Source organism: Mesorhizobium waimense, assembly GCF_003601975.1.
GTDB lineage: Bacteria > Pseudomonadota > Alphaproteobacteria > Rhizobiales > Rhizobiaceae > Mesorhizobium > Mesorhizobium waimense.
On the sequence record NZ_QZWZ01000040.1, the window covers coordinates 1 to 19,116 of the forward strand.

Below are 19,116 nucleotides of genomic sequence, written 5' to 3' on the forward strand. Positions count from 1 at the left end.
AGCTTTCGCCGGCCTCGATCGCCACAACAACACGCTCACGAAGATCATTCGAAAGAGGTCGCGTCATCCGATGCTGGCCTCCGATCCAGCCAGCATCTTGAATCACAAATCAGCCAAAACGGGAATCCCCTCCGATTCTGTCAATGCCTGAACCGCTCTAGCGTTGTCGAGCGCCGGACAAGGTGCGTTTGGCGTATCGCTCCTGCGGCCGAGCTACGAGGAGATGATCTGGATCGAGTACCTTCTTACCGTGAAAGCGGATGCCTCTCGCATCCTTCGTTTGCTAGGTGCCGGTGGAGCTGCCAAGAGCGTGACCCAGCAAGCTGCGTATCTGGGACGCAACGTCTCACTGCGCCTTGGGTGGCTACCTGAGCACGTAGCGTTTCATGCTGCGAATGGCGAAGCCGTCGCAAAAGAGCTCAAGGTTCTAAAAGGGAAGCTCGGGTGGGATAAGGCTCCGCCGACGTTCAAATGGGTGCCAAAGGCCGCTGGGCGAGAGAAAGAATACGACTTCCTTTATCATGCCACTTCGTCGTTCGTGCACTTCTCAGTGCATGAACTCACGCGGCGCATCTGGGGCAACAAAGGGAAGGTGACGATCGGTTCGGGGACGTTTGCTGGGTATTGGGAGGAGTTCGCCTGCTATTGGGCAGCGCGAAATTTCGTAAACCTGATGGTCGCGACTGAGATATGGATCCAGGACGGTTCCCAAGAGGATGAGCCAAGAAATTACGAGGCGAAGCGATGGCTCGTTGGCCTGCAGGCATTGCGCGGATCGCGGCCTTGAGCGCGGCGCCCTCGCCCAGTATCGCCAACTGGTTGAACTTCACATCAAGCCACACCTCGGGGCCACGAAGCTGTCGACGCTGACAATCCCTCTCGTCAGGCAATTCGAGGATGATCTACACGCCGCCGGTCGTTCGCCGGCCATGATCAAGAAGGCGCTGGTGGCGCTCAGTTCCGTTCTGAGTGACGCCCAAGAAGGCGGCTTGGTGGTGCGCAACGTGGTGCGTGATCTTTGGACCCGCCGAACTCGCCCCGACAAGAAGCGCCACAGGGCACGCCTGCAGGTCGGCGTGGACATTCCGAGCCGCGAGGAAGTCAAGGCTGTTGTAGGTGCGCTGCGCGGTCGGTGGCGCCCGCTATTGCTGACCGCCATCTTCACAGGCTTGCGAGCCTCGGAGCTTCGGGGCCTCCGCTGGTCGGACGTTGACCTCGACAAGACTGAAATTCACGTCAGGCAGCGCGCCGATCGCTTCAACGATATCGGCCGGCCAAAATCAGAGACGAGCGAGCGGACCGTTCCGATCCCTCCGCTCGTCGTGAACACGCTACGAGAATGGAAGCTTGCCTGCCCTCGCCGCGCCACCAAGGAAATTGGTCCTGACGGGGAACCGGTAAAAGAACTGCACCTGGTCTTCCCGAATGGCCAGGGGAAGGTCGAGGTAATCGGGAACATCGTCAAGCGGGGTCTGCAACCAGCAATGATCGCAGGCGGCGTGGTGCGAGATACCGGCGAGAAGGACGCGGAAGGCAAGCCAGTGGTCGTCGCCAAATATTCGGGCATGCACGCGCTTCGGCATTTCTATGCGTCCTGGTGCATCAACCGACCGACAGATGGCGGGCTCGGCCTCCCGATCAAGGTGGTCCAAGAGCGGCTCGGCCACTCCTCAATCATGCTCACCAGCGACCGCTATGGTCACCTGTTTCCGCGCGGGGATGATGCTGACGAAATGGCTGCAGCAGAACGATCCTTGCTCAGCTGACTGCGACACAAGCGCGACATGGCTGCCGCAAACCCTTGCAAGGCAAGGGCTGCTGAAACATTCCTAATCTGTAGGTCACAGGTTCGATTCCTGTCGGTATCACCAACGATTTCAAAGACTTAGATGGAAACTGCCGTACTTTTTTTCGACCTAACCACGGCAATTAGTACGGCGAATTTCGTAGACCTACAGACTCTGGGCACACATGTTGCAAGAACGAAGCGGCGCAAATCCGTCGCGAAGCGAGGCGCTACGATGCCCAAATCGAGCCAGCTCACGGGTGTTCCTAATCACTTTGCCTAGTCTTGGATCTAGCCAGCGCGCGCCCGTTGTCTGGGTCGGCGTTATCGCGCAACCATTCGAAGAAATTAACTTGATTGGTTAGTCGTGGCATCGCACCGAGGTAGCCTCGATTTCTGAGGCATAGCGAAGATTGCTATAGCTCACCATTCATGGCACCATGAGTTATAGAAAGGTGTTCTATAGCTCATGGAATGGAATTGGGAGCAGGCTGACTGGCCGCATTTTACCTACGATAAGAAGGTATTGGAACCGCTGGAAAGCGAGTTCCTGCTGCGATCGGGCGAGTTCCTGGGCGTCTTTCGTCATGTCGGTTCCGAAGATCGCGATCAGATCCGGATTGATCTTATCAGTGAAGAGGCCTTGAAGACATCCGCGATCGAAGGCGAGTACCTCAACCGCGAGAGCCTGCAATCATCCCTGCGCCAGCAGCTTGGTCTGGGCCGCGAGACCAGGCGCATTCCGCCTGCAGAGCGCGGCATCGCTGAAATGATGGCCGATGTTTACTTGCATTTTGCCGATGCACTCTCGCATCGTACCCTCTACGCTTGGCACAAGATGGTGATGTCGGGTGAGCGGCGTATCGAGACCATAGGCAACTATCGACAGCACGCCGATGCCATGCAAATCGTTTCCAATCGGCTGGATAAGCCCAAAGTGCATTTCGAAGCGCCGCCCTCGGCGCGGGTGAAACCCGAAATGGACGCCTTCACTGCTTGGTTCAACGATACCGCTCCCAAAGACAAGACCCCGCTCCCAGCGTTGACACGCGCCGGTATCGCGCATCTTTATTTCGAGAGCATTCACCCGTTCGAGGATGGCAACGGCCGCATAGGGCGTGCTCTTTGCGAAAAGGCGCTGGCGCAAAATCTGGGTGAACCCAGCCTCATCGCATTGGCCTACACGATCGAACGCCACCGCAAGGCCTATTACGACAAGCTGGAAGCCAGCAACAAGAGCAATGCCGTTACGGATTGGCTGCTCTACTTCGCCAACACGATTCTTGAAGCGCAGCGCGTAACGCTCGCCCGTGTCGAATTCTCTGTCGCCAAGGCCAAGTTCTACGAACGCTACCGGGATCAGTTCAACGAGCGGCAGGAAAAGGTCATCGCCCGGATGTTCCGCGAAGGCATCGACGGATTCAAGGGCGGTCTCAGTGCTGAGAACTATATCGCCATCACACAAGCATCACGCGCGACAGCGACAAGGGACTTGCAGGATCTGGTTGCCAAAGGCGCGCTAACAAAAACCGGGGAGCGCAGGTACACGCGCTATGCACTCCAAATGTCGGATTCCGCTAGATAGATAAAGACAATGATGGCCCGGATGGACGTCGTCTTTCACCTCGATCCGCTCCGGCAAATGCCGGGACTAAACATTTACTTGCTGGTCGACATCACCAGCACCGGCTTGTCGCTGTAGAGGTTGGGGAACAGCTGCTTCAAGTTCGCCACCTTGGGCAGGTCATTGTGGACGATGTAGGGATAGGTCGGATTCAGCGCCAGGAAATCCTGATGGTACCCTTCTGCACGGTAGAAGGTCTTGCTCATCTCCAGCGTGGTCACGATGGGCTTCGGGAACACCTTGGCCTTGTCGAGTTGGGCGATGTAGCTTTCGGCGATTTTCTTCTGCGCGTCGCTCTCGGCAAAGATGGTCGAACGGCACTGTGTGCCCTCATCCGGGGTCTGATAGTTCAACTGCGTCGGATTGTGCGCGACCGAAAAATAAATCTGCAGCAGCTGGCCGTAGGTCACCTTGGACGGATCATAGGTGATCTCGACGGATTCGGCATGGCCGGTGTGGCCGGTGCCGACCGTCTCGTAGACGGCGTCATCCTTGGCGCCGCCGGCGTAACCCGAGACGGCCTTGCTGACGCCCTTGACATGCTGGAACACACCCTGCACGCCCCAGAAACAACCGCCGGCCAAGATCGCCGTTTCGGTGTCGCTGGCGGCCTTTTCGTCCATCACCGGCGGCGGGATCACCACCGCGTCCTCGGCCGAGATCGCTGGTGTCTGCCAGAAAACGGCGCCGGCCGCCGCCAGAGCGAGCGCGGCAACTGCGCCCTTGGTAGAATTCAGCGACTGTCTTGCGGCTGGTTGTTGAATGTCTTTCATGGCTGAGCTCCTGTGACTTTCATCGTGTGACGTCTATTGGGGGCTTGCGACGCACGGGGGCCGGCGCGCATCACTTTTCGCGTACGCCCGATACCCATCCCAGCTTCAAGCCGGGACCTGATACAGGCCGCAGGGCCTTCCAGTTGATATCCGCCGCAGATTTGACGGCATCGGCTGCGGACTTCATCGCGTTTTGTTGGCAACGGTGGCAGCACCAAGCTGGACTATGCGCACATACTTGGCTTGTCGATAGACAGCAAAGCATGTGCGCGTCGGCAAGGCGGACGATCCGTTGTTCACGGGTTCGATTGGTTTACTTCGCGGCATCCTCGATCACACGCGCGACCGCAGCCGGCTGAGAGATGACGACAGCATGGCTACCAGCCACTTCGGTCACGTTGGCGCCTGAGCGCTGATACATCCAGCGCTGAAGCTCCGGGTTCACGACATGATCCTGGGTGGTCAGGATCGCGTAGCTCGGCTTGGTTTTCCATGCAGCCACAGAGACAGGCGCTGCCAGAGCTTTCTCCGCGAGCTGCTGCTGTGAGTCGGCCAGGAATTGGGCGCATAGGGCGTGCCCTTTGCGAAAAGGCGCTGGCACAAACCTGGGTGAGCCCAGCACCTGGTGCAGACGCTCGGAATGTCGGCATAGGGTCGGTCATATCGACTAGCACTGGAATTTCGCTTAGCAGTCGCGGCCTGACCGCCATCTCGCCGCGATTGCATAGCGTCCAGGCTGGACCGCCCGGACGGCGCGTCGCTTACCGGGAGGTCCGTAGCCTGCTTGGCACCGGCGGAAAAAGGAAACAATCCTCGGCTCTTAAGTTACCACGGAAAGGCTCGCCGAGGTCGGCTGCAACACGCCTGGGAACGGCCCGATCCTGGCCGGGCGATGCCCGGACTGGAAGAGGTTGCTGTGGAGGTTGGCGACCCACTGCTTGCCTTCCGTCGTCAGCTCCAGATAGCGGATCGCGTCGCCGATATAGGGCTCGACCTGCAGCGTGAAGAAATCGGTGAAGATGGCGCCGAGATCGGCGGCGGTCCTGCAGCCGAGCTTTTCCACCATCCCGATCTCAGAGAACTCGGCAAACAGCGCCGGCAGCTTGCGGTGGTAGAAGGGATCAGCGAGCTGGCCGATCAGGTCCGCGGCCCTGACCAGCGCCGGCTCGGTGTTGGTGACCTGGTAGGCCGGATCGTTCGGCACCGGAAAGCGCGTCATCTCGATCGCCTCGACAATGCGCTCCTCGTTGATGAACTTCGAGGAAGCAAAACGTTGGCGCGTATAGATCTTGGCGCGCTCGATATGATAGGGCGCAAGTACCGCGTCGGAGGCGCCGCGCGGTGGCGTATGGCGGTCGCCGGCCTCGTTAATGACGAAGCTGTCCTCGGTGTCGCCCTGGCACACGCCGTGCACCATGCCAATGTCGTGGACAAGCAGCGCGCAGGTATAATGCAGCCAGTCATCGGGGGTCAGGGATTCCGAAAGCAGCCGGCCGCGGATGATCTGCTGGCCAGCGAGCGTAACCATCAGCGTGTGCTCGATGTTGTGATAGAGGGCGTTCGAATTGCCGATGCGCTCCAGGACTAGGCGAGCCGCCCCGCCTATGTAGCTCGCATATTCCGAATTGCGATGCGAGAAATACTGGAGATAGAGTTCTGACAGATAGTCGCCGAGCCGGTCGGCCATGATGGAAATTGGATTGAGCATGGCAATCGTTCCTGACCGCTTTGAAGCACGACATGTCGCGCCGCGCTGCGGCCATCCTAGCACGGTTTTGGCCTAGATCTTATCTACAGCGGCACCTATCTCAAACGTCTTGAACGACGGCTAATCTGTCGCTCACTCGACGAACAGCCTCGCACCAATCGCGACAAGCAGTTTTCCAGGTGTACGAAGCTGGGGCGACCTTCGCTTCTCCACCTCCAGTGCCTCGGATGCGGCGCAAGGCGAAAATCCCGAACCATACTCCAGGCCCACCAAGCCTTTGATTCCAGCGACTCCATGTTAAAGTTGCGTGTTTCTTTGAGGCTGAAGTATGGAACACAGGCTCGCTGCAGTGCTTGCAGCCGACATGGCAGGATACTCTCGGCTCATGGAAGCCGACGAGCAGGGCACGCTCGCCCGGCTAAGAACCCACCGGATCGAGCTCATCGATCCGGCAATCGCCAAGAATCAGGGCCGAATTATCAAGACCACAGGCGATGGCATGCTCGTCGAGTTCCAAAGCGTGGGGGACGCCGTACGCTGCGCCGCAGAGATGCAGATCCGTATGCGCCGCCGCAACACCGACGTGCCGGAGGACCGTCGTATCCAGTTTCGCATTGGCATCAACCTAGGGGATATCATCTTCGATGATGGCGACATCTACGGCGACGGCGTCAACGTTGCGGCGAGACTCGAGCAGCTCGCTGATGTCGGCGGGGTATGCGTCACCCAAGCCGTTTACGAACAGGTCTCCGATCGCATTGAAGTCAAGTTCGAGGATCTGGGCGAGAAGTCGCTGAAGAACATTTTACGCCCGGTGCGGGTCTGGCGTGCGGTGCTCGACGAGGCTGCTTCGGCAGCGGGCAACGGCGCCGCCCGACGTGGCGTCATCAAGCCCTCGATCGCCGTCCTGCCCTTCGCCAATATGAGCGGCGATTCCGAACAGGAATTTTTCGTCGATGGCCTGACCGAGGACATCATCACGGAACTTTCGCGCCGGCATGAGCTTTTCGTGATCTCGCGCAACTCCACCTTCGTCTACAAGGGGCAGTCGGTGAATCTGCGCGAAATCGCCCAGAAGCTGGGCGCGCAATATCTGGTGGAAGGCAGCGTCCGCAAATCGGGCGGGCAACTCAGGGTCACCGCCCAGCTGATCGACACGGCAAGCGACACACATATTTGGGCCGAGCGATACGATCGCAAGCTGGACGACGTGTTCGCCATCCAGGATGAGCTGACTGCGGCAATAGTGGCCACGCTGCCCGGCCGCCTCGAGGCCGCGCAACAGGACCTCGTTGCGCGCAAGACGCCGGCCAGCATGGCCGCTTACGAATGTGTGCTGGCGGCCAAGGTCCGCCACCATCGCAGCAGTCGCGCCGAGAACGAGGAGGCGCTGAAACTGATAACGCGGGCAGTGGAGCTCGACCCCGACTACGCGCATGCCCACGCCTGGAAGGGCTGCATCCTCGGGCAAGCCTGGGGCTACGGCTGGTGTGCCGACAAGGACGCGACCTTCGAGGAGGTTGTCCGCGAGGCGGAGTCGGCGCAGGCGCTGGACGCCAACGATGCGGACGTCCAACGAATCCTGGCGGCAATCAACATCAGCCGCAACGACCTGACCAAGGCCCGCCACCACCAGGAACGCGCTATCGCGCTCAATCCGAACTACGATCTTGTCGTGGTCCAGCAGGGCGAGCTTCTGACTTGGCTCGGCCGGGCCAAGGAAGGGGCCGACTGGATTCGCAAGGCCATGCGGCTGAACCCTCACCACCCGGAGCGCTTCTGGAGCCATCTCGGGAAGGCGCTCTTTGCAGCCCGGGAATACTCGGAAGCCGTCGAGGCCTTCATGCATCTGTCGAAGATGGATGCCAGCCAGCACGCCTTTGTTGCGGCCGCCTATGGCTGGCTGGGTGATCGGACAGCTGCGGCCGCGCACTACGCTAAAATAAGCAAGTTCGATTCGGAGTTCACGATCGACACGTTGGTCGCCACCCTGCACTACGCGAATGACGCGGACCTTCAGCATTTGGTTGATGGGCTAAAAACTGCCGAATCCGCTCAGCTCTAGGCATAGGTTCGCTGGCCTCGTGCGACGGTCCAAATGATCTTCGAGCGGTTCGAACGATCAAATCGGCAACCGCACTGGCTGGACGCTCAGTTACGAAGGTTGTTACCGGCCAATGGGGGACAGGTCGATCGAAGGCCTCTGCAAGCTGGCCAAGCAGACGGATCTGCGTCGGCGAGGATCAATACCAGTGAAATGATGCAGGTTCTTCTGGACCACGTGGCAGGCGGGCAGCCGAGCAGACGCAGCTTCCTGGCTTCAGGATATGGGCCCTCTTAAATAATACAAATTGAAAATTGCGCCCTCATGTTTCAAAACAGGTCGATAGACCCGCGAGGATGGTTTCGAATCCTGCGGCCCACGGTCCTCAAGGCGAGAATTCTAAAAGACGTTCAACAATGACCCACCACGTACAAAACGCGCGAATTCTCATGTACAGCCACGACACGTTCGGGCTCGGCCACTTGCAGCGCTGCCGGACGATCGCGCATTCGCTGGTCGAGGATTTCCGCGGACTTCAGGTGCTTATCATTTCGGGTGCGCCTATCGCCGGCGCCTTCGACTACCGCGCCCGTGTCGACTTCGTGAAGATCCCCAGCGTCATCAAGTTGCGCAACGGCGAATATACCTCGCTGGAAAAGGATATCGATCTGCATGAGACGCTGAGGATGCGCCAGTCGATCATCCGCCACACAGCCGAGACCTTCCGGCCGGATATCTTCATCGTCGACAAGGAACCGCTCGGCCTGCGCGGTGAGATCGAGGACACGCTGTCCTACCTCAAGACGCGGGGCACCACGCTCGTGCTTGGCCTGCGCGAGGTGATGGACGCGCCGCATCTGCTCGAAGCAGAGTGGGCACGCAGGGATGTGATGCGCAAGATAGGCCTGTTCTACGACAAGGTCTGGGCCTATGGTCCGCCGGATTTCTACGATCCGTTGACCGGCCTGGATGTGCCGCCGGCTGTCAGGGCAAAGATGAAGTTCGTCGGTTTCCTACAACGGAGCCTGCAGAAGAACGAGTTGCCCGGCCACCGGCCCGAGGGCGACTATATCCTCGTTACCACGGGTGGCGGAGGTGACGGCGCCGAACTGATCCACAACGTCATCGATGCCTATCAGCAGGATCCGCAGTTGCAGCATAGGGCGCTGATCGTGCTTGGGCCTTACATGCCGGCGCGCAAGCGCAACAAGCTGCTCAAGAAGGGGTCCAAGATCCCCTATATCAAGATCATCGAGTTCGACAACCGCATGGAAGAGCTGATTGCCGGCGCCAAGGCGGTAGTGGCGATGGGCGGTTACAACACCTATTGCGAGATACTGTCTTTCGACAAGCCAGCGCTGATCGTGCCGCGCGTCAAGCCCCGCGAGGAACAACTGATCCGAGCACGGCGCGCAGCCGAACTCGGCCTCATCGAGATGTTTTTGCCGGAAGAAGCCGAGGATTCCCAGCGGTTTGCCGATGCACTGGAGGTGCTGCCGGACCGGCCCCGCCCATCGCAGAGCAATCCGCATCTGACGCTGGAAGGGCTGCCTCATATTTCTGAAATCGTCGCGGAACTGCTCGACCGGCGGGCCGGCCATCACCTTTCGGTCATTGAAGGCATGAACTGAGTTGCAACATCGCAAGATCGTCGTGGTTCTGAAGGGCTATCCGCGGCTGTCGGAAACCTTCATCGCGCAGGAACTGCTCGGTCTGGAGCGTGCGGGGTTCGACCTGATACTCGTCGCGCTCAGGCGGCCGACCGACGCAAAACGCCACCCCGTGCATGACGAGATCAAAGCGCCTGTCCATTATCTGCCGGAATATCTGCATGAAGAGCCGCTGCGCGTGGTTCGCTCGCTGTTTGCTTATCTGCTGCGGCCGGGCTTCTGGCGCGCGCTCGGATTGCTGGCTGCCGATATCCCCCGCGACTTTACGCGCAGTCGCGCGCGCCGCTTCGGGCAAGCGCTCGTGCTGGCGGCCGAATGGCCGGAAGACGCGGGCTGGCTGCATGCACATTTCGCCCACACGCCGGCATCGGTGACGCGCTATGCCAGCCAGCTTCGTGGCCTGCCCTGGAGCTGCTCGGCCCATGCCAAGGACATCTGGACTTCGGCGGACTGGGATCTGGCTGGCAAGCTTTCCTCGGCGCGCTGGACGGTCACTTGCACGAAAACCGGCTTCGACCGTCTGAAAAAACTCGCTAACGGCAACTCGTCCGTGCATCTGAGCTATCATGGGCTCGACCTTGATCGCTTCGGCAGTTTCGGCGAGGCGCGAAAACAGCATGACGGCTCGGCGCCGGACGAACCGGTTATCGTTCTGAGTGTCGGGCGCGCCGTTGAAAAGAAAGGTTACGATACCTTGCTGGAGGCCCTTGCCCTCTTGCCTGGTGATTTGGCGTGGCGTTTCGAGCATATCGGCGGCGGCGAGGAATTGGAACGGTTCAAGGCGCTGGCGCAAAAGCTCGGCCTGGATGGTCGCGTCTCTTGGAAAGGCGCGCTTGCGCAGGAGGAGGTGCTTGAGCACTACCGCTGCGCCGACATCTTCGCCCTGGCCTGCAGGATCACCGCAAATGGCGACCGGGACGGTCTGCCGAATGTTCTGGTGGAGGCAGCTAGCCAGCGCCTTGCATGCGTGTCGACCGATATTTCCGGTGTGCCGGAGCTTTTATCGCCGGATGAAACCGGGCTGCTGGTTCCGATGGAAAACCCAATTGCCCTGGCACAGGCGCTGGAGCGCCTGATCCGTGATCCCGTGCTGCGCGCCCGCCTCGGCGACGCCGCAGAGCGGCGCGTGCGCGGCAATTTCGATCATATGGCAAGCATTGGACAGCTCAAGGAACTGTTCGAGCGGGAGTGGCGGGCCGCCGAATGAAGCGGCTGCGCGCTTTCTTCTACGTCCAGCACCTGCTCGGTATCGGCCATCTCGCGCGCGCCAGCCGCATTGCGGCGGCTCTGGTCGATGACGGGTTTGACGTAACCGTCGTGACCGGCGGAGCGCCGATCGCGGGGTTTCCGGGACCAGGTGTAAAATCTGTAACCCTGCCACCTGTCACCTCCGGTGATGAAGGATTTTCCGGTCTTGTCGACCTACAGGGCAAACCCATCGACGATGATTTCAAGAAATCGCGTTCAGAGATGCTGCTGCAGGCATTCCGGGATTGCAGGCCTGATATCGTCATTGTCGAGGCGTTTCCATTTGGACGCCGGCAGATGCGCTTCGAACTCTTGCCGCTGATTGAGGCCATCGACGCGGCGTCGCCCAGGCCGCTGCTGGCGACGTCCGTCCGCGATATCCTTCAGGAGCGCGTCAAGCCGGGCCGAGACGAGGAAACGGTCGATCTCATCAACAGGCATTTCGACCTGGTTATGGTCCACGGCGACCCGGCTTTCGCAACCATCGACAAGACATTTCCACTGGCTGGGGCGATCAGGGCCGAGGTCACCTACACAGGGCTCGTTGCCGCGCCGCCATCGCCCGCGGCCTCCGAGCGCTTCGACGTTCTGGTGTCGGTTGGCGGCGGGGCTGCCGGAAAGAGCCTTGTCAGCTCCACCATCGCAGCGGCGCGGAATGCCAACAACGCTTGGAAATGGTGTTTGATCACCGGCCCAAACCTGCCGAAAGACGAGTTTGATGCGATTGCACGCGATGCCACGCCGGGCCTGTCCATCTTCCGGTTCCGCGAGGATTTCGCCAGCCTGCTGACCGGCGCCCGCCTGTCAGTCTCGCAGGCAGGTTACAACACGGTCTGCGATGTCCTGCGCGCGGGTTGTCGCTCCCTGCTCGTTCCATTTGCAGCCGGCGGGGAAACCGAACAGACGTTTCGCACCCTGATGCTCGAAAAACTCGGTCTTGCAACGGTGCTGATGGAAAAGGACCTAACGCCTGAAGGTTTGGCGCAAGCGATCGAACAGGCGCTTGTGGGACCGACGCCATCCGCGCATCGTCTCGATCTGGAAGGCGCGCGTCGCTCGGCGCAAATCCTGCGCGAGCGGTATCGACATGGTCCCCAAAAGTGGAGCCCGGTTTCGAAAAAGTTCATGATCAAACAGACGATGGATCCTAGCGGTCGTGTCTGGATGAGATTCGCGTAACGCGCTTCAAACAGTTCCGATCAGCATGAAGCGCGTATAATTTTTTGTCGGCAGTTCGCCGGAGAACCGCACCTCCCGTAGCGCCGCCATTGTTTCGAAGGCTGCAAGTGAGGCCACGCAGTTGATGTGCGTCGGCTCGCTGAAATAATCGTTCGATTGCAGCAGCACATTCGAACCCCGCGGAAGCAGAGCAAGCCAGGCGCGCAGATCGGCTATGTGTTCGCAGCTCGTATTGACCGTCAGGTCGGGCCGCCCGGCCGCATAGTCGAGTGCGTACATATCTGCCGTCAGAGCCCGGAACCGGTCGCCGGCCTCCCGGTTGAGGGTCCGGGCGACCGGCGCGACTTCGGGATCGATGTCGATGCTATCGACCGCCGCGATGTCGAAGCGGGCGTCGTTGAAAAGCATTGCCGGCAATACGCCGTACCATCCGCCCAGAACCCATATGCGACCGAACTGGCCGCCGCAGCTTTCGAACAGCCTGTCGAGCGCCCACATCTTGCAGGCGACCTGCTTGTGGTTGAAGGCGTTGGCGATATCGGCTTTCGGATGCTTGGTGATGACGCGCGCCAGCCCTGCCACCAGAGGGCATTTGACATAGGCAGCAATTCCCCGCGTGAGGTCCAGGGCTTGCTCGTGCCAGTCCATGTCGGCATTGCGTGGTTGCGTGACATCCATCATATTCGTCTTGTATGTTGGGATTTCGGGCGACGCAATCTTGCCTCCCGCAAGGCTGTTTGATCCGCGGACGTGATTATGTTGCAAGCCGCTTCGCCATTGCCCGGTGCCGGAGAGAGCCGCTTGCATCTGTCCGGGCCATCGGCGTTCATCCGCCAACACCAGCCGCGCAGCTGCGGCCTCGTGCTCGGCTCTTCGCAAAAACCCTACGGAAGCCACGAAGCGTTTGAGCCCAGGACAATCTCCGTGCACTGCAGCTTCGAGCTTGTCGTTGGCGACGTAGAAATTGCCGATACGCCATTCGCCAGCAGGTGCTTTTACATCCTGCGTCCTTCCAACTGAAGGGTCCACAGTCGCATATGGAACCCAGCCTAGCCCGTTATATCTGGACGCACACCAGGAAGCAGCAGATCTGGATATTGATGATCGTCCTGCTTTCGATGATCCCGTATTTCATGTCCTTCGACCTGCCGAAGCTGATAGTCAACGGCCCGATCCAAGGTAGGGGCTTCGAGCAACCGGGCGCGATCCAGCCATTCATGAGGCTACACTATAACCTGCCGTTCATTGGTGAGGTCCAGCTCTTCTCCGGTTTTCAGCTCGACCGCAAGGAGACGCTGTTTGCCCTGAGCCTTGTGTTCCTCTTGCTAGTCGTCATCAACGGCCTGTTCAAACTCTACATCAACACTTACAAGGGCCGCCTCGGCGAACGCATGCTGCGGCGTATCCGCTTCGATCTGGTCGATCGTGTGCTGCGGTTTCCGCCGATTTACTTCAAGCGGGTGAAATCCGCCGAAGTGGCGACCATGGTGAAGGACGAGGTGGAGCCGCTGGGCGGCTTCATCGGCGATGCCTTCCTGCAGCCGGTGCTGCTCGGCGGTCAGGCGCTGACGGCCATGCTGTTCATCATGGTCCAGAACGTCTGGCTCGGAATGATAGCAGTCGTGATCGTGGTGATCCAGATCGTGCTCATCCCGCGAATGCGGCGGCGGCTGATCGTGCTCGGGCGCGAACGGCAGTTGACGGCGCGCGCGCTTTCGGGCCGGGTTGGCGAAATCGTCGACGGCATCGGCGCGGTTCACGTCCACGATACATCAAACTACGAGCGCGCCGACATAGCTGCCCGGCTCGGGCTCATCTTTAAGATCCGCTTCGATCTTTACCAATGGAAATTCATGGTAAAGTTCCTCAACAATTTTCTGGCGCAGCTCACGCCCTTTCTGTTCTACATGATCGGCGGGTATCTGGTCATCCAGGGGCGGCTGGACGTCGGCCAGCTCGTGGCCGTGATCGGCGCTTACAAGGACCTGCCCGGACCGATGAAGGAACTGATCGACTGGGATCAGGCGCGGCAGGATGTCCAGGTAAAATATCAGCAGGTCGTTGAACAGTTCACAGTCGAGGGACTCATTGCGCCGAGAATCGGGGCATTGACGATCGACGATCCCGGTCCGATGACCAACCCCCTGTCGGCGATCAGTCTGTCCATAGCAGACGATGGCGGTGCAATGCTCCTCGACCGTATCTCCCTCCAGGTCAAGCCGGGTGAGACGGTGGCGCTGGTCAGTACCGCAACAGGTGGAGCGGAAGCGCTTGCAGAAGCCTTCGCGCGGCTAAACTGGCCGGACAGCGGAAGGGTCGCTTCGGGCGCCGATGACCTGCTTGAACTCCCCGAAGCAGTGACCGGCCGGCGCATGTCCTATGCCTCGTCGGATGTTTTCCTGTTCCAGGCAAGCATCCGCGATAACCTGCTCTACGGGTTGAAGCATGCGCCGCTGACATCCGTGCCTTATGAGGGTGCCGCGGCAGACCAGCACCGCTGGAACATCGACGAGGCGCGCCGGTCGGGCAATCCCGATCTTGATATCCACAGCGACTGGGTCAACTATGCTTCCGCCGGCGCTACCGGCTCGCACGACCTCTTTGAAGCCGTGCGCCGGGTGCTCGACGCGGTTGTTCTGTCGCGCGACATTCTGGATCTTGGCTTGCGCTCTTCGGCCGACCTCACGCGTCACACGGAGCTCGCCAGGCGGATCGTCGAACTGCGTGCGGCGCTGCGAACCCGGCTGGAACACGAAGGACTGAGCGGACTGGTGGTTCCTTTCGAACCGGGCGCCTACAACAAGGAAGCAACGATCGGTCAAAACCTGCTCTTTGGCGCTGCCGCCGGCCCCCAACTGGCCGACAAGGCTCTGGCGGCCAATCCCTATTTTGCTTCTGTGCTGAGGCAAGCCGGCCTCGACCGCACGCTCTACGAAATGGGCATGGAGATCGCCGAACAGGCGATCGAGCTGTTTGCCGACCTGCCGCCCGATCACCAGTTCTTCCAGCAGCTCGCCTTCATGAGCGCCGAGGAGATACCCGCCTACGAAACCTTGCTGCAACGGCTCAAGAACCGTCCCCACGAGGCGGTTTCGGAGAACGACCGCGCCATGATCGTCACCTTGAGCTTTGCCTATATCGAGCCCCGGCACCGCTTCGGCCTGCTGAGCGACGAGCTGATGAGCAAGATCGTCGCTGCACGTAACCGGTTCTATGAAAACCTGCCGCCTGAGCTGCAAAATGCGATCGAACGGTATGATCCTGCCAAATACATTGCCGCGGCCACCGTCATGGATAATGTCTTGTTCGGGCGTGTGGGCAACAACCATCCCGACGCGCCGGACCGCATACGCTCCATCGTCTATGACATTCTTGACGAACTGGGGCTTTATGCCGAGCTTCTGGATGTCGGCCTGGACTTCAACGTCGGCGCCGGCGGCAGGCGGCTGACCGGTGGACAGCGACAGAAGCTCGATGTTGCCCGGGCCCTGCTCAAGCGTCCCGATTTTCTCATTCTCAACCGGCCTCTGTCGGCGCTCGACCAGCGCATGCAGGATAAGGTGCTGCGAAACGTGCTCGAGGAAGCCAGACGCGACGGCCGTTCGCCGGCAATTGTGTGGGTCGTGACGAATCCGGCAATGGGGATGATGTTCGATCGCGTCATCGTCTTCGACTCAGGCCAATTGGTGGAAGACGGAACACACGAGACACTTTTGGCAGGGAACGGTATCTTCAAGGAACTGCTGTCATAGAGTCTGGCAAACGCGAATTTTGGGAAGGTTTGCGACAATGCTGCTCAAGGATGAAGTTGGAATGCTGCAACGCGTTCCCTTGTTCTCTGGCATCGAGCCGACAAAGCTCAAGCTGCTTGCGTTCACATCCGATCGTGTGAGCTACAGCGCCGGCCAGATCCTTTTCCGGCAGGGCGACGAGGGAGACGCCGCCTATGTCATCCTTTCAGGCAGGGCGGATATTCTGGTCGATTCCGACAGAGGACCGATAAAAGTTGCCGAACTGGTGCCAAATTCGATTGTTGGCGAGATCGCCATATTGTGCAACAGCTCCCGCACTGCCACCGTCAGAGCGGCAAGTCCGCTGGAAGTCTTGAGAATCCGCAAGGATCATTTCCTGAGGCTTATGAAGGAGTTTCCGGAAATGACCATCGAGATATTGCGGGTTCTTGCCGATCGCCTAAGCCATACGACCGCGGATCTGATCGACGCACGAAGCGCCAAATGACGAATGACCTGCGCTCAATCCTCGCCGTCGTGACGGCACTGGCAGCAGTTGTTTGGCTACGATGGGTGACCGGGACTGCGAAGGGATAGCATGGACGACGACGTTTTCCTGGTCAGGTTTTGGGGCGTGCGCGGCAGCATTTCGGTATCGGGGCCAGAATTCTCTCGCTATGGCGGCAACACAATCTGCATTGAGATGCGATGCGGAAAGCATACGCTTCTGTTCGACGCGGGCTCTGGCCTACGGCCTGCCGGCAGGGCGCTTCGGGCGTCAGGCGTGACCGATTTCGACCTGCTTTTCACCCATTGCCACTACGATCACATCATCGGGCTGCCGTCTTTTACGCCGATCTATGACCGGAGCGTCAAGCTTACGCTTTGGTCCGGGCATCTTGCAGGACGCATGACGACCCGGCAGATGGTCGATGAGTTCATGCGGCCGCCGTGGTTTCCGGTGAAACTGGAGATCTGTAAGGCAAGCCTCGACTGTCGCGATTTCGTATCCGGAGACGTGCTTCGGCCGCGCGCAGGTGTGGTGGTCCGAACCGGCAGTCTTATCCATCCGGGCGGCTGCATAGGCTACCGGGTCGAATGGGGCGGCCGCGTCGTGGCGGTGATCACAGACACTGAGCACGAGCCGGACAAACTCGATCAAGCGGTGCTCGGCCTGATCGAAGATGCCGACCTCGTCATTTACGATTGCGCCTACACCGAGGAGGAAATGGAACGCCGCCGCGGTAACGGGCACTCTACATGGCAACAGGGCGTCAAGCTCTGTGAGGCGGCCGGCGCGCGGGGGCTTGCGCTGTTTCACCACGATCCGGCACGCACCGACGAGGAACTGGACGAGATCGAGAAACTGGCCAAAGACAGGTTCGCCGGCGCTTTTGCCGCGCGGGATGGCCAGACGCTCAAATTTCCAGTCTCATTGCACAAAAAGCGCTGAGCTATTTTCCTCTACCGGCGCTGCGCCCGATCAATGTCCTGATCGGAAGCCATGCGCAGGCTTCAGTCTTTGCAGTGACTGTGAACAGCCGTTCGAGGAAAAGCCAGGCCGATTCATCATGTACGAGATGGTGGGTTAGCAGGCCGACCGGTTCGCCGCCGTCGAATGCATGCTGCAATTGCGCGATGATAGCCTGAACCAATAGGCCATGATCGCGGCAGCCGCGCGTGCCATGCCAATCCATGATGTCGACATTGCTGTTGATGACCGCCAGTGAAGCCGGCTTCGGCGGCCCATAGACCGACAAGGCCGCAAATCCTATCGATCCAAGGTCGGCAACCAAGCCGGCGTCGATCCTGTTCCAGGGTGGCACCAGCATCGGAACGGCACGTGCGCCGTGCAGGCCGGTTACGTGCGACAGCCCGCGAGCCAGTTCATCGAGCACCGCCTCACGTGGCCGATGCGCGCCGAGCTCCTGCTTTTTCTGGTCCTCGGGCGCATGATTTCGGTGCGCCCAGCCATGGATGGCGACCGTGGCATGCGGCGCCTCTTCAAGCCGGACGACAAGCTTCTCATCAGTCAGGGCCGGAATGACGGCCAGAGTGACCGGAACCGCGAATTCATCGGTGAGGTTGAGCAGCCGATCAAGCGCAGGCGTCGGATCCACGGCGTCGTCGTCGCGCAGCCAGAACTCTGCCCTACGGTCCGCCCGTTGCCGGCACGCCAGTTCGTCCACCAAGGGCTGCCAGATCTGATCGGATGTCATGAAGCCGGGATCTTCGAAATAAGTTCGGCCAGACGCGCCGCTGCAGTACCGAGGGAACGTTCTTCAAGGATGAAACGTCTGGCTTCCGCGGCCATGACGGTTCTTTCGTCGTTATGGGCCAGAAGCCTTTCAATGGCAGAAGCGAATGCCGCCACATCGCCCGGCGGGGTGAGAAACCCGGTCTGGCCATTCCGCACGACCTCCGGCACGCCGGCGATGTCCTGAGCCACCACCGGAAGGCCGGCAGCCTGTGCTTCAAGATAGGCAACGCCATAGGCCTCGCCGTAACCCGGCCAGAGGTAAATTCCCCCACCGTAGAGGACATCCGGCACGGCGGCTGGCTCAATCGCACCAAGCCATTCGATACGGTCGGCTGGCAAGCCGGCGAATTGCGCTTTGACCTCGTCACGGGCAGGCCCGTCACCGACGACCGACATGGTCCAGGGCAGGTGGCCGATCCGACCGAGCGCTTGCGCGAGCATGCGATAGCTTTCGACTTTGTCGCCCGAGCGCATCATGGCGACGGTAACGAGGCGCGTCGGACAACCCCGTGCCGGCAATTCCTGGAATAGCGATGTGTCGATAAAGGGCGAAAGCATACCGAGAGCGGCGTCGGGAATCGCGTCTGTCAGTCCCTGACGATCCCTTTGCGTGAAACAGATGTTCAGCGCTGCCTGTTCGATGGCTCGCGCCACCAAAGCTTGCGTATCGGCCCACAATCCGGCGTTGCGCCGCCTCGAATAGGAGGCTTCCGCTGTCACATAGGGGACAGCAAAGGCCGACGCCAGCTCGGGTCCGATCAGGTCGGGCGCCTTGTAATAGGGATGATAGGAGAACCAGAGATCGGGCTTGCCGTCACGATCCCAAAGCTTGGTCAGCCGCGCGGCCTCCTCTCGGGCCTCGATCTTGAGCGCATCGAAACTCTTCGACTCCGGTTCGCGTAGATAGAAGCGCAATTCGGATGCCAGTTCGACGCTATGCCCTACATGCTCCAGCGCCTTGACCAGCATCCGTGCCATCTGGCGGTCGCCGGAGGCAACGGGATGATTGGGCGACTTCAGCGGCGCGTAGAAGGCAATTCGCATCGCCGGACCCTATCATCGGAAAGCCTTCGCAAGTCAATTTCAAGCATGA

Annotated in this window: 15 protein-coding genes and 1 pseudogene; 10 read left to right on the forward strand and 6 right to left on the reverse strand. The window is 60.0% G+C overall.

The genetic code is table 11. The features are described 5' to 3' along the window. Positions 1-163: 163 nt before the first annotated feature. From D3227_RS31400 to D3227_RS31410, 3 genes and pseudogenes are all read left to right on the forward strand, one after another. Positions 164-787 (forward strand): DUF5677 domain-containing protein, encoded by a 624-nt coding sequence (locus D3227_RS31400; RefSeq protein WP_120018077.1) that lies wholly within the window; start codon positions 164-166, stop codon positions 785-787. Further along, positions 729-1,766: pseudogene (locus D3227_RS31405) on the forward strand (tyrosine-type recombinase/integrase); the annotation flags it as partial. The gene D3227_RS31400 and the pseudogene D3227_RS31405, both read left to right, overlap by 59 nt. 489 nt (positions 1,767-2,255) lie before the next feature. Beyond that, positions 2,256-3,371, forward strand: a complete 1,116-nt coding sequence (locus D3227_RS31410; RefSeq protein ID WP_120018079.1) for a Fic family protein — start codon at positions 2,256-2,258, stop codon at positions 3,369-3,371. Between the two features lie 74 nt (positions 3,372-3,445). On the opposite strand, the gene msrA is transcribed toward D3227_RS31410, so the two are convergent. The 3 genes from msrA to D3227_RS31425 form a co-directional block, all read right to left on the reverse strand. Next, a complete protein-coding gene (gene msrA, locus D3227_RS31415; protein WP_120018080.1) occupies positions 3,446-4,183 on the reverse strand; it encodes a peptide-methionine (S)-S-oxide reductase MsrA in 738 nt (245 codons plus the stop codon). Positions 4,184-4,496: 313 nt separating this feature from the next. Further along, positions 4,497-4,805, reverse strand: coding sequence for an alpha/beta hydrolase (locus tag D3227_RS44125; protein WP_342634023.1), 309 nt, complete (start codon positions 4,803-4,805; stop codon positions 4,497-4,499). A 198-nt stretch (positions 4,806-5,003) separates the two neighbouring features. Continuing rightward, positions 5,004-5,891, reverse strand: a complete 888-nt coding sequence (locus D3227_RS31425) for a P-loop NTPase family protein (RefSeq protein WP_120018081.1) — start codon at positions 5,889-5,891, stop codon at positions 5,004-5,006. Positions 5,892-6,219: 328 nt separating this feature from the next. Between D3227_RS31425 and D3227_RS31430 the strand changes: the two genes are divergently transcribed. From D3227_RS31430 to D3227_RS31445, 4 genes are all read left to right on the forward strand, one after another. Next, positions 6,220-7,956 carry an adenylate/guanylate cyclase domain-containing protein gene (locus D3227_RS31430; RefSeq protein WP_120018082.1) on the forward strand — a complete coding sequence of 579 codons (1,737 nt, stop codon included), beginning with the start codon at positions 6,220-6,222 and terminating at the stop codon, positions 7,954-7,956. Positions 7,957-8,351: 395 nt separating this feature from the next. After that, on the forward strand, positions 8,352-9,566 hold the full coding sequence (locus D3227_RS31435) for a glycosyltransferase family protein (RefSeq protein ID WP_120018083.1): 1,215 nt from the start codon (positions 8,352-8,354) through the stop codon (positions 9,564-9,566). 1 nt (position 9,567) lies between these two features. Beyond that, positions 9,568-10,812: a glycosyltransferase gene (locus tag D3227_RS31440; protein WP_120018084.1), complete on the forward strand. Its 1,245-nt coding sequence runs from the start codon at positions 9,568-9,570 to the stop codon at positions 10,810-10,812. After that, on the forward strand, positions 10,809-12,032 hold the full coding sequence (locus D3227_RS31445; RefSeq protein ID WP_245451952.1) for a glycosyltransferase family protein: 1,224 nt from the start codon (positions 10,809-10,811) through the stop codon (positions 12,030-12,032). The genes D3227_RS31440 and D3227_RS31445 overlap by 4 nt, the downstream gene beginning before the upstream one ends. A gap of 6 nt (positions 12,033-12,038) precedes the next feature. Here the strand turns inward: D3227_RS31445 and D3227_RS31450 are convergent, their stop codons facing one another. After that, positions 12,039-12,710 carry a class I SAM-dependent methyltransferase gene (locus tag D3227_RS31450; RefSeq protein WP_120018108.1) on the reverse strand — a complete coding sequence of 224 codons (672 nt, stop codon included), beginning with the start codon at positions 12,708-12,710 and terminating at the stop codon, positions 12,039-12,041. A gap of 359 nt (positions 12,711-13,069) precedes the next feature. Here D3227_RS31450 and D3227_RS31455 point away from each other — a divergent pair, with 359 nt between their 5' ends. From D3227_RS31455 to D3227_RS31465, 3 genes are all read left to right on the forward strand, one after another. Continuing rightward, a complete protein-coding gene (locus D3227_RS31455; protein ID WP_120018085.1) occupies positions 13,070-15,784 on the forward strand; it encodes an ABC transporter transmembrane domain-containing protein in 2,715 nt (904 codons plus the stop codon). 37 nt (positions 15,785-15,821) lie between these two features. Beyond that, positions 15,822-16,271, forward strand: a complete 450-nt coding sequence (locus tag D3227_RS31460; protein WP_120018086.1) for a cyclic nucleotide-binding domain-containing protein — start codon at positions 15,822-15,824, stop codon at positions 16,269-16,271. 90 nt (positions 16,272-16,361) lie between these two features. After that, the gene (locus D3227_RS31465) at positions 16,362-17,216 is read left to right on the forward strand and encodes an MBL fold metallo-hydrolase (RefSeq protein WP_120018087.1); all 855 of its coding nucleotides are present in this window, start codon (positions 16,362-16,364) and stop codon (positions 17,214-17,216) included. 1 nt (position 17,217) lies between these two features. Here the strand turns inward: D3227_RS31465 and D3227_RS31470 are convergent, their stop codons facing one another. After that, on the reverse strand, positions 17,218-17,982 hold the full coding sequence (locus D3227_RS31470) for a polysaccharide deacetylase family protein (protein WP_120018088.1): 765 nt from the start codon (positions 17,980-17,982) through the stop codon (positions 17,218-17,220). Further along, positions 17,979-19,067 (reverse strand): glycosyltransferase family 4 protein, encoded by a 1,089-nt coding sequence (locus D3227_RS31475; protein WP_120018089.1) that lies wholly within the window; start codon positions 19,065-19,067, stop codon positions 17,979-17,981. The genes D3227_RS31470 and D3227_RS31475 overlap by 4 nt, the downstream gene beginning before the upstream one ends. Between the last annotated feature and the right edge of the window lie 49 nt (positions 19,068-19,116).

Bases quoted from the DNA above. Each gene is read 5' to 3' on its own strand.
- D3227_RS31410 (WP_120018079.1), top strand. From the start codon at position 2,256: ATGGAATGGAATTGGGAGCAGGCTGACTGGCCGCATTTTACCTACGAT.
- msrA (WP_120018080.1), bottom strand. From the start codon at position 4,183: ATGAAAGACATTCAACAACCAGCCGCAAGACAGTCGCTGAATTCTACC.
- D3227_RS31425 (WP_120018081.1), bottom strand. From the start codon at position 5,891: ATGCTCAATCCAATTTCCATCATGGCCGACCGGCTCGGCGACTATCTG.
- D3227_RS31430 (WP_120018082.1), top strand. From the start codon at position 6,220: ATGGAACACAGGCTCGCTGCAGTGCTTGCAGCCGACATGGCAGGATAC.
- D3227_RS31435 (WP_120018083.1), top strand. From the start codon at position 8,352: ATGACCCACCACGTACAAAACGCGCGAATTCTCATGTACAGCCACGAC.
- D3227_RS31445 (WP_245451952.1), top strand. From the start codon at position 10,809: ATGAAGCGGCTGCGCGCTTTCTTCTACGTCCAGCACCTGCTCGGTATC.
- D3227_RS31450 (WP_120018108.1), bottom strand. From the start codon at position 12,710: ATGGATGTCACGCAACCACGCAATGCCGACATGGACTGGCACGAGCAA.
- D3227_RS31455 (WP_120018085.1), top strand. From the start codon at position 13,070: ATGGAACCCAGCCTAGCCCGTTATATCTGGACGCACACCAGGAAGCAG.
- D3227_RS31460 (WP_120018086.1), top strand. From the start codon at position 15,822: ATGCTGCTCAAGGATGAAGTTGGAATGCTGCAACGCGTTCCCTTGTTC.
- D3227_RS31465 (WP_120018087.1), top strand. From the start codon at position 16,362: ATGGACGACGACGTTTTCCTGGTCAGGTTTTGGGGCGTGCGCGGCAGC.
- D3227_RS31470 (WP_120018088.1), bottom strand. From the start codon at position 17,982: ATGACATCCGATCAGATCTGGCAGCCCTTGGTGGACGAACTGGCGTGC.
- D3227_RS31475 (WP_120018089.1), bottom strand. From the start codon at position 19,067: ATGCGAATTGCCTTCTACGCGCCGCTGAAGTCGCCCAATCATCCCGTT.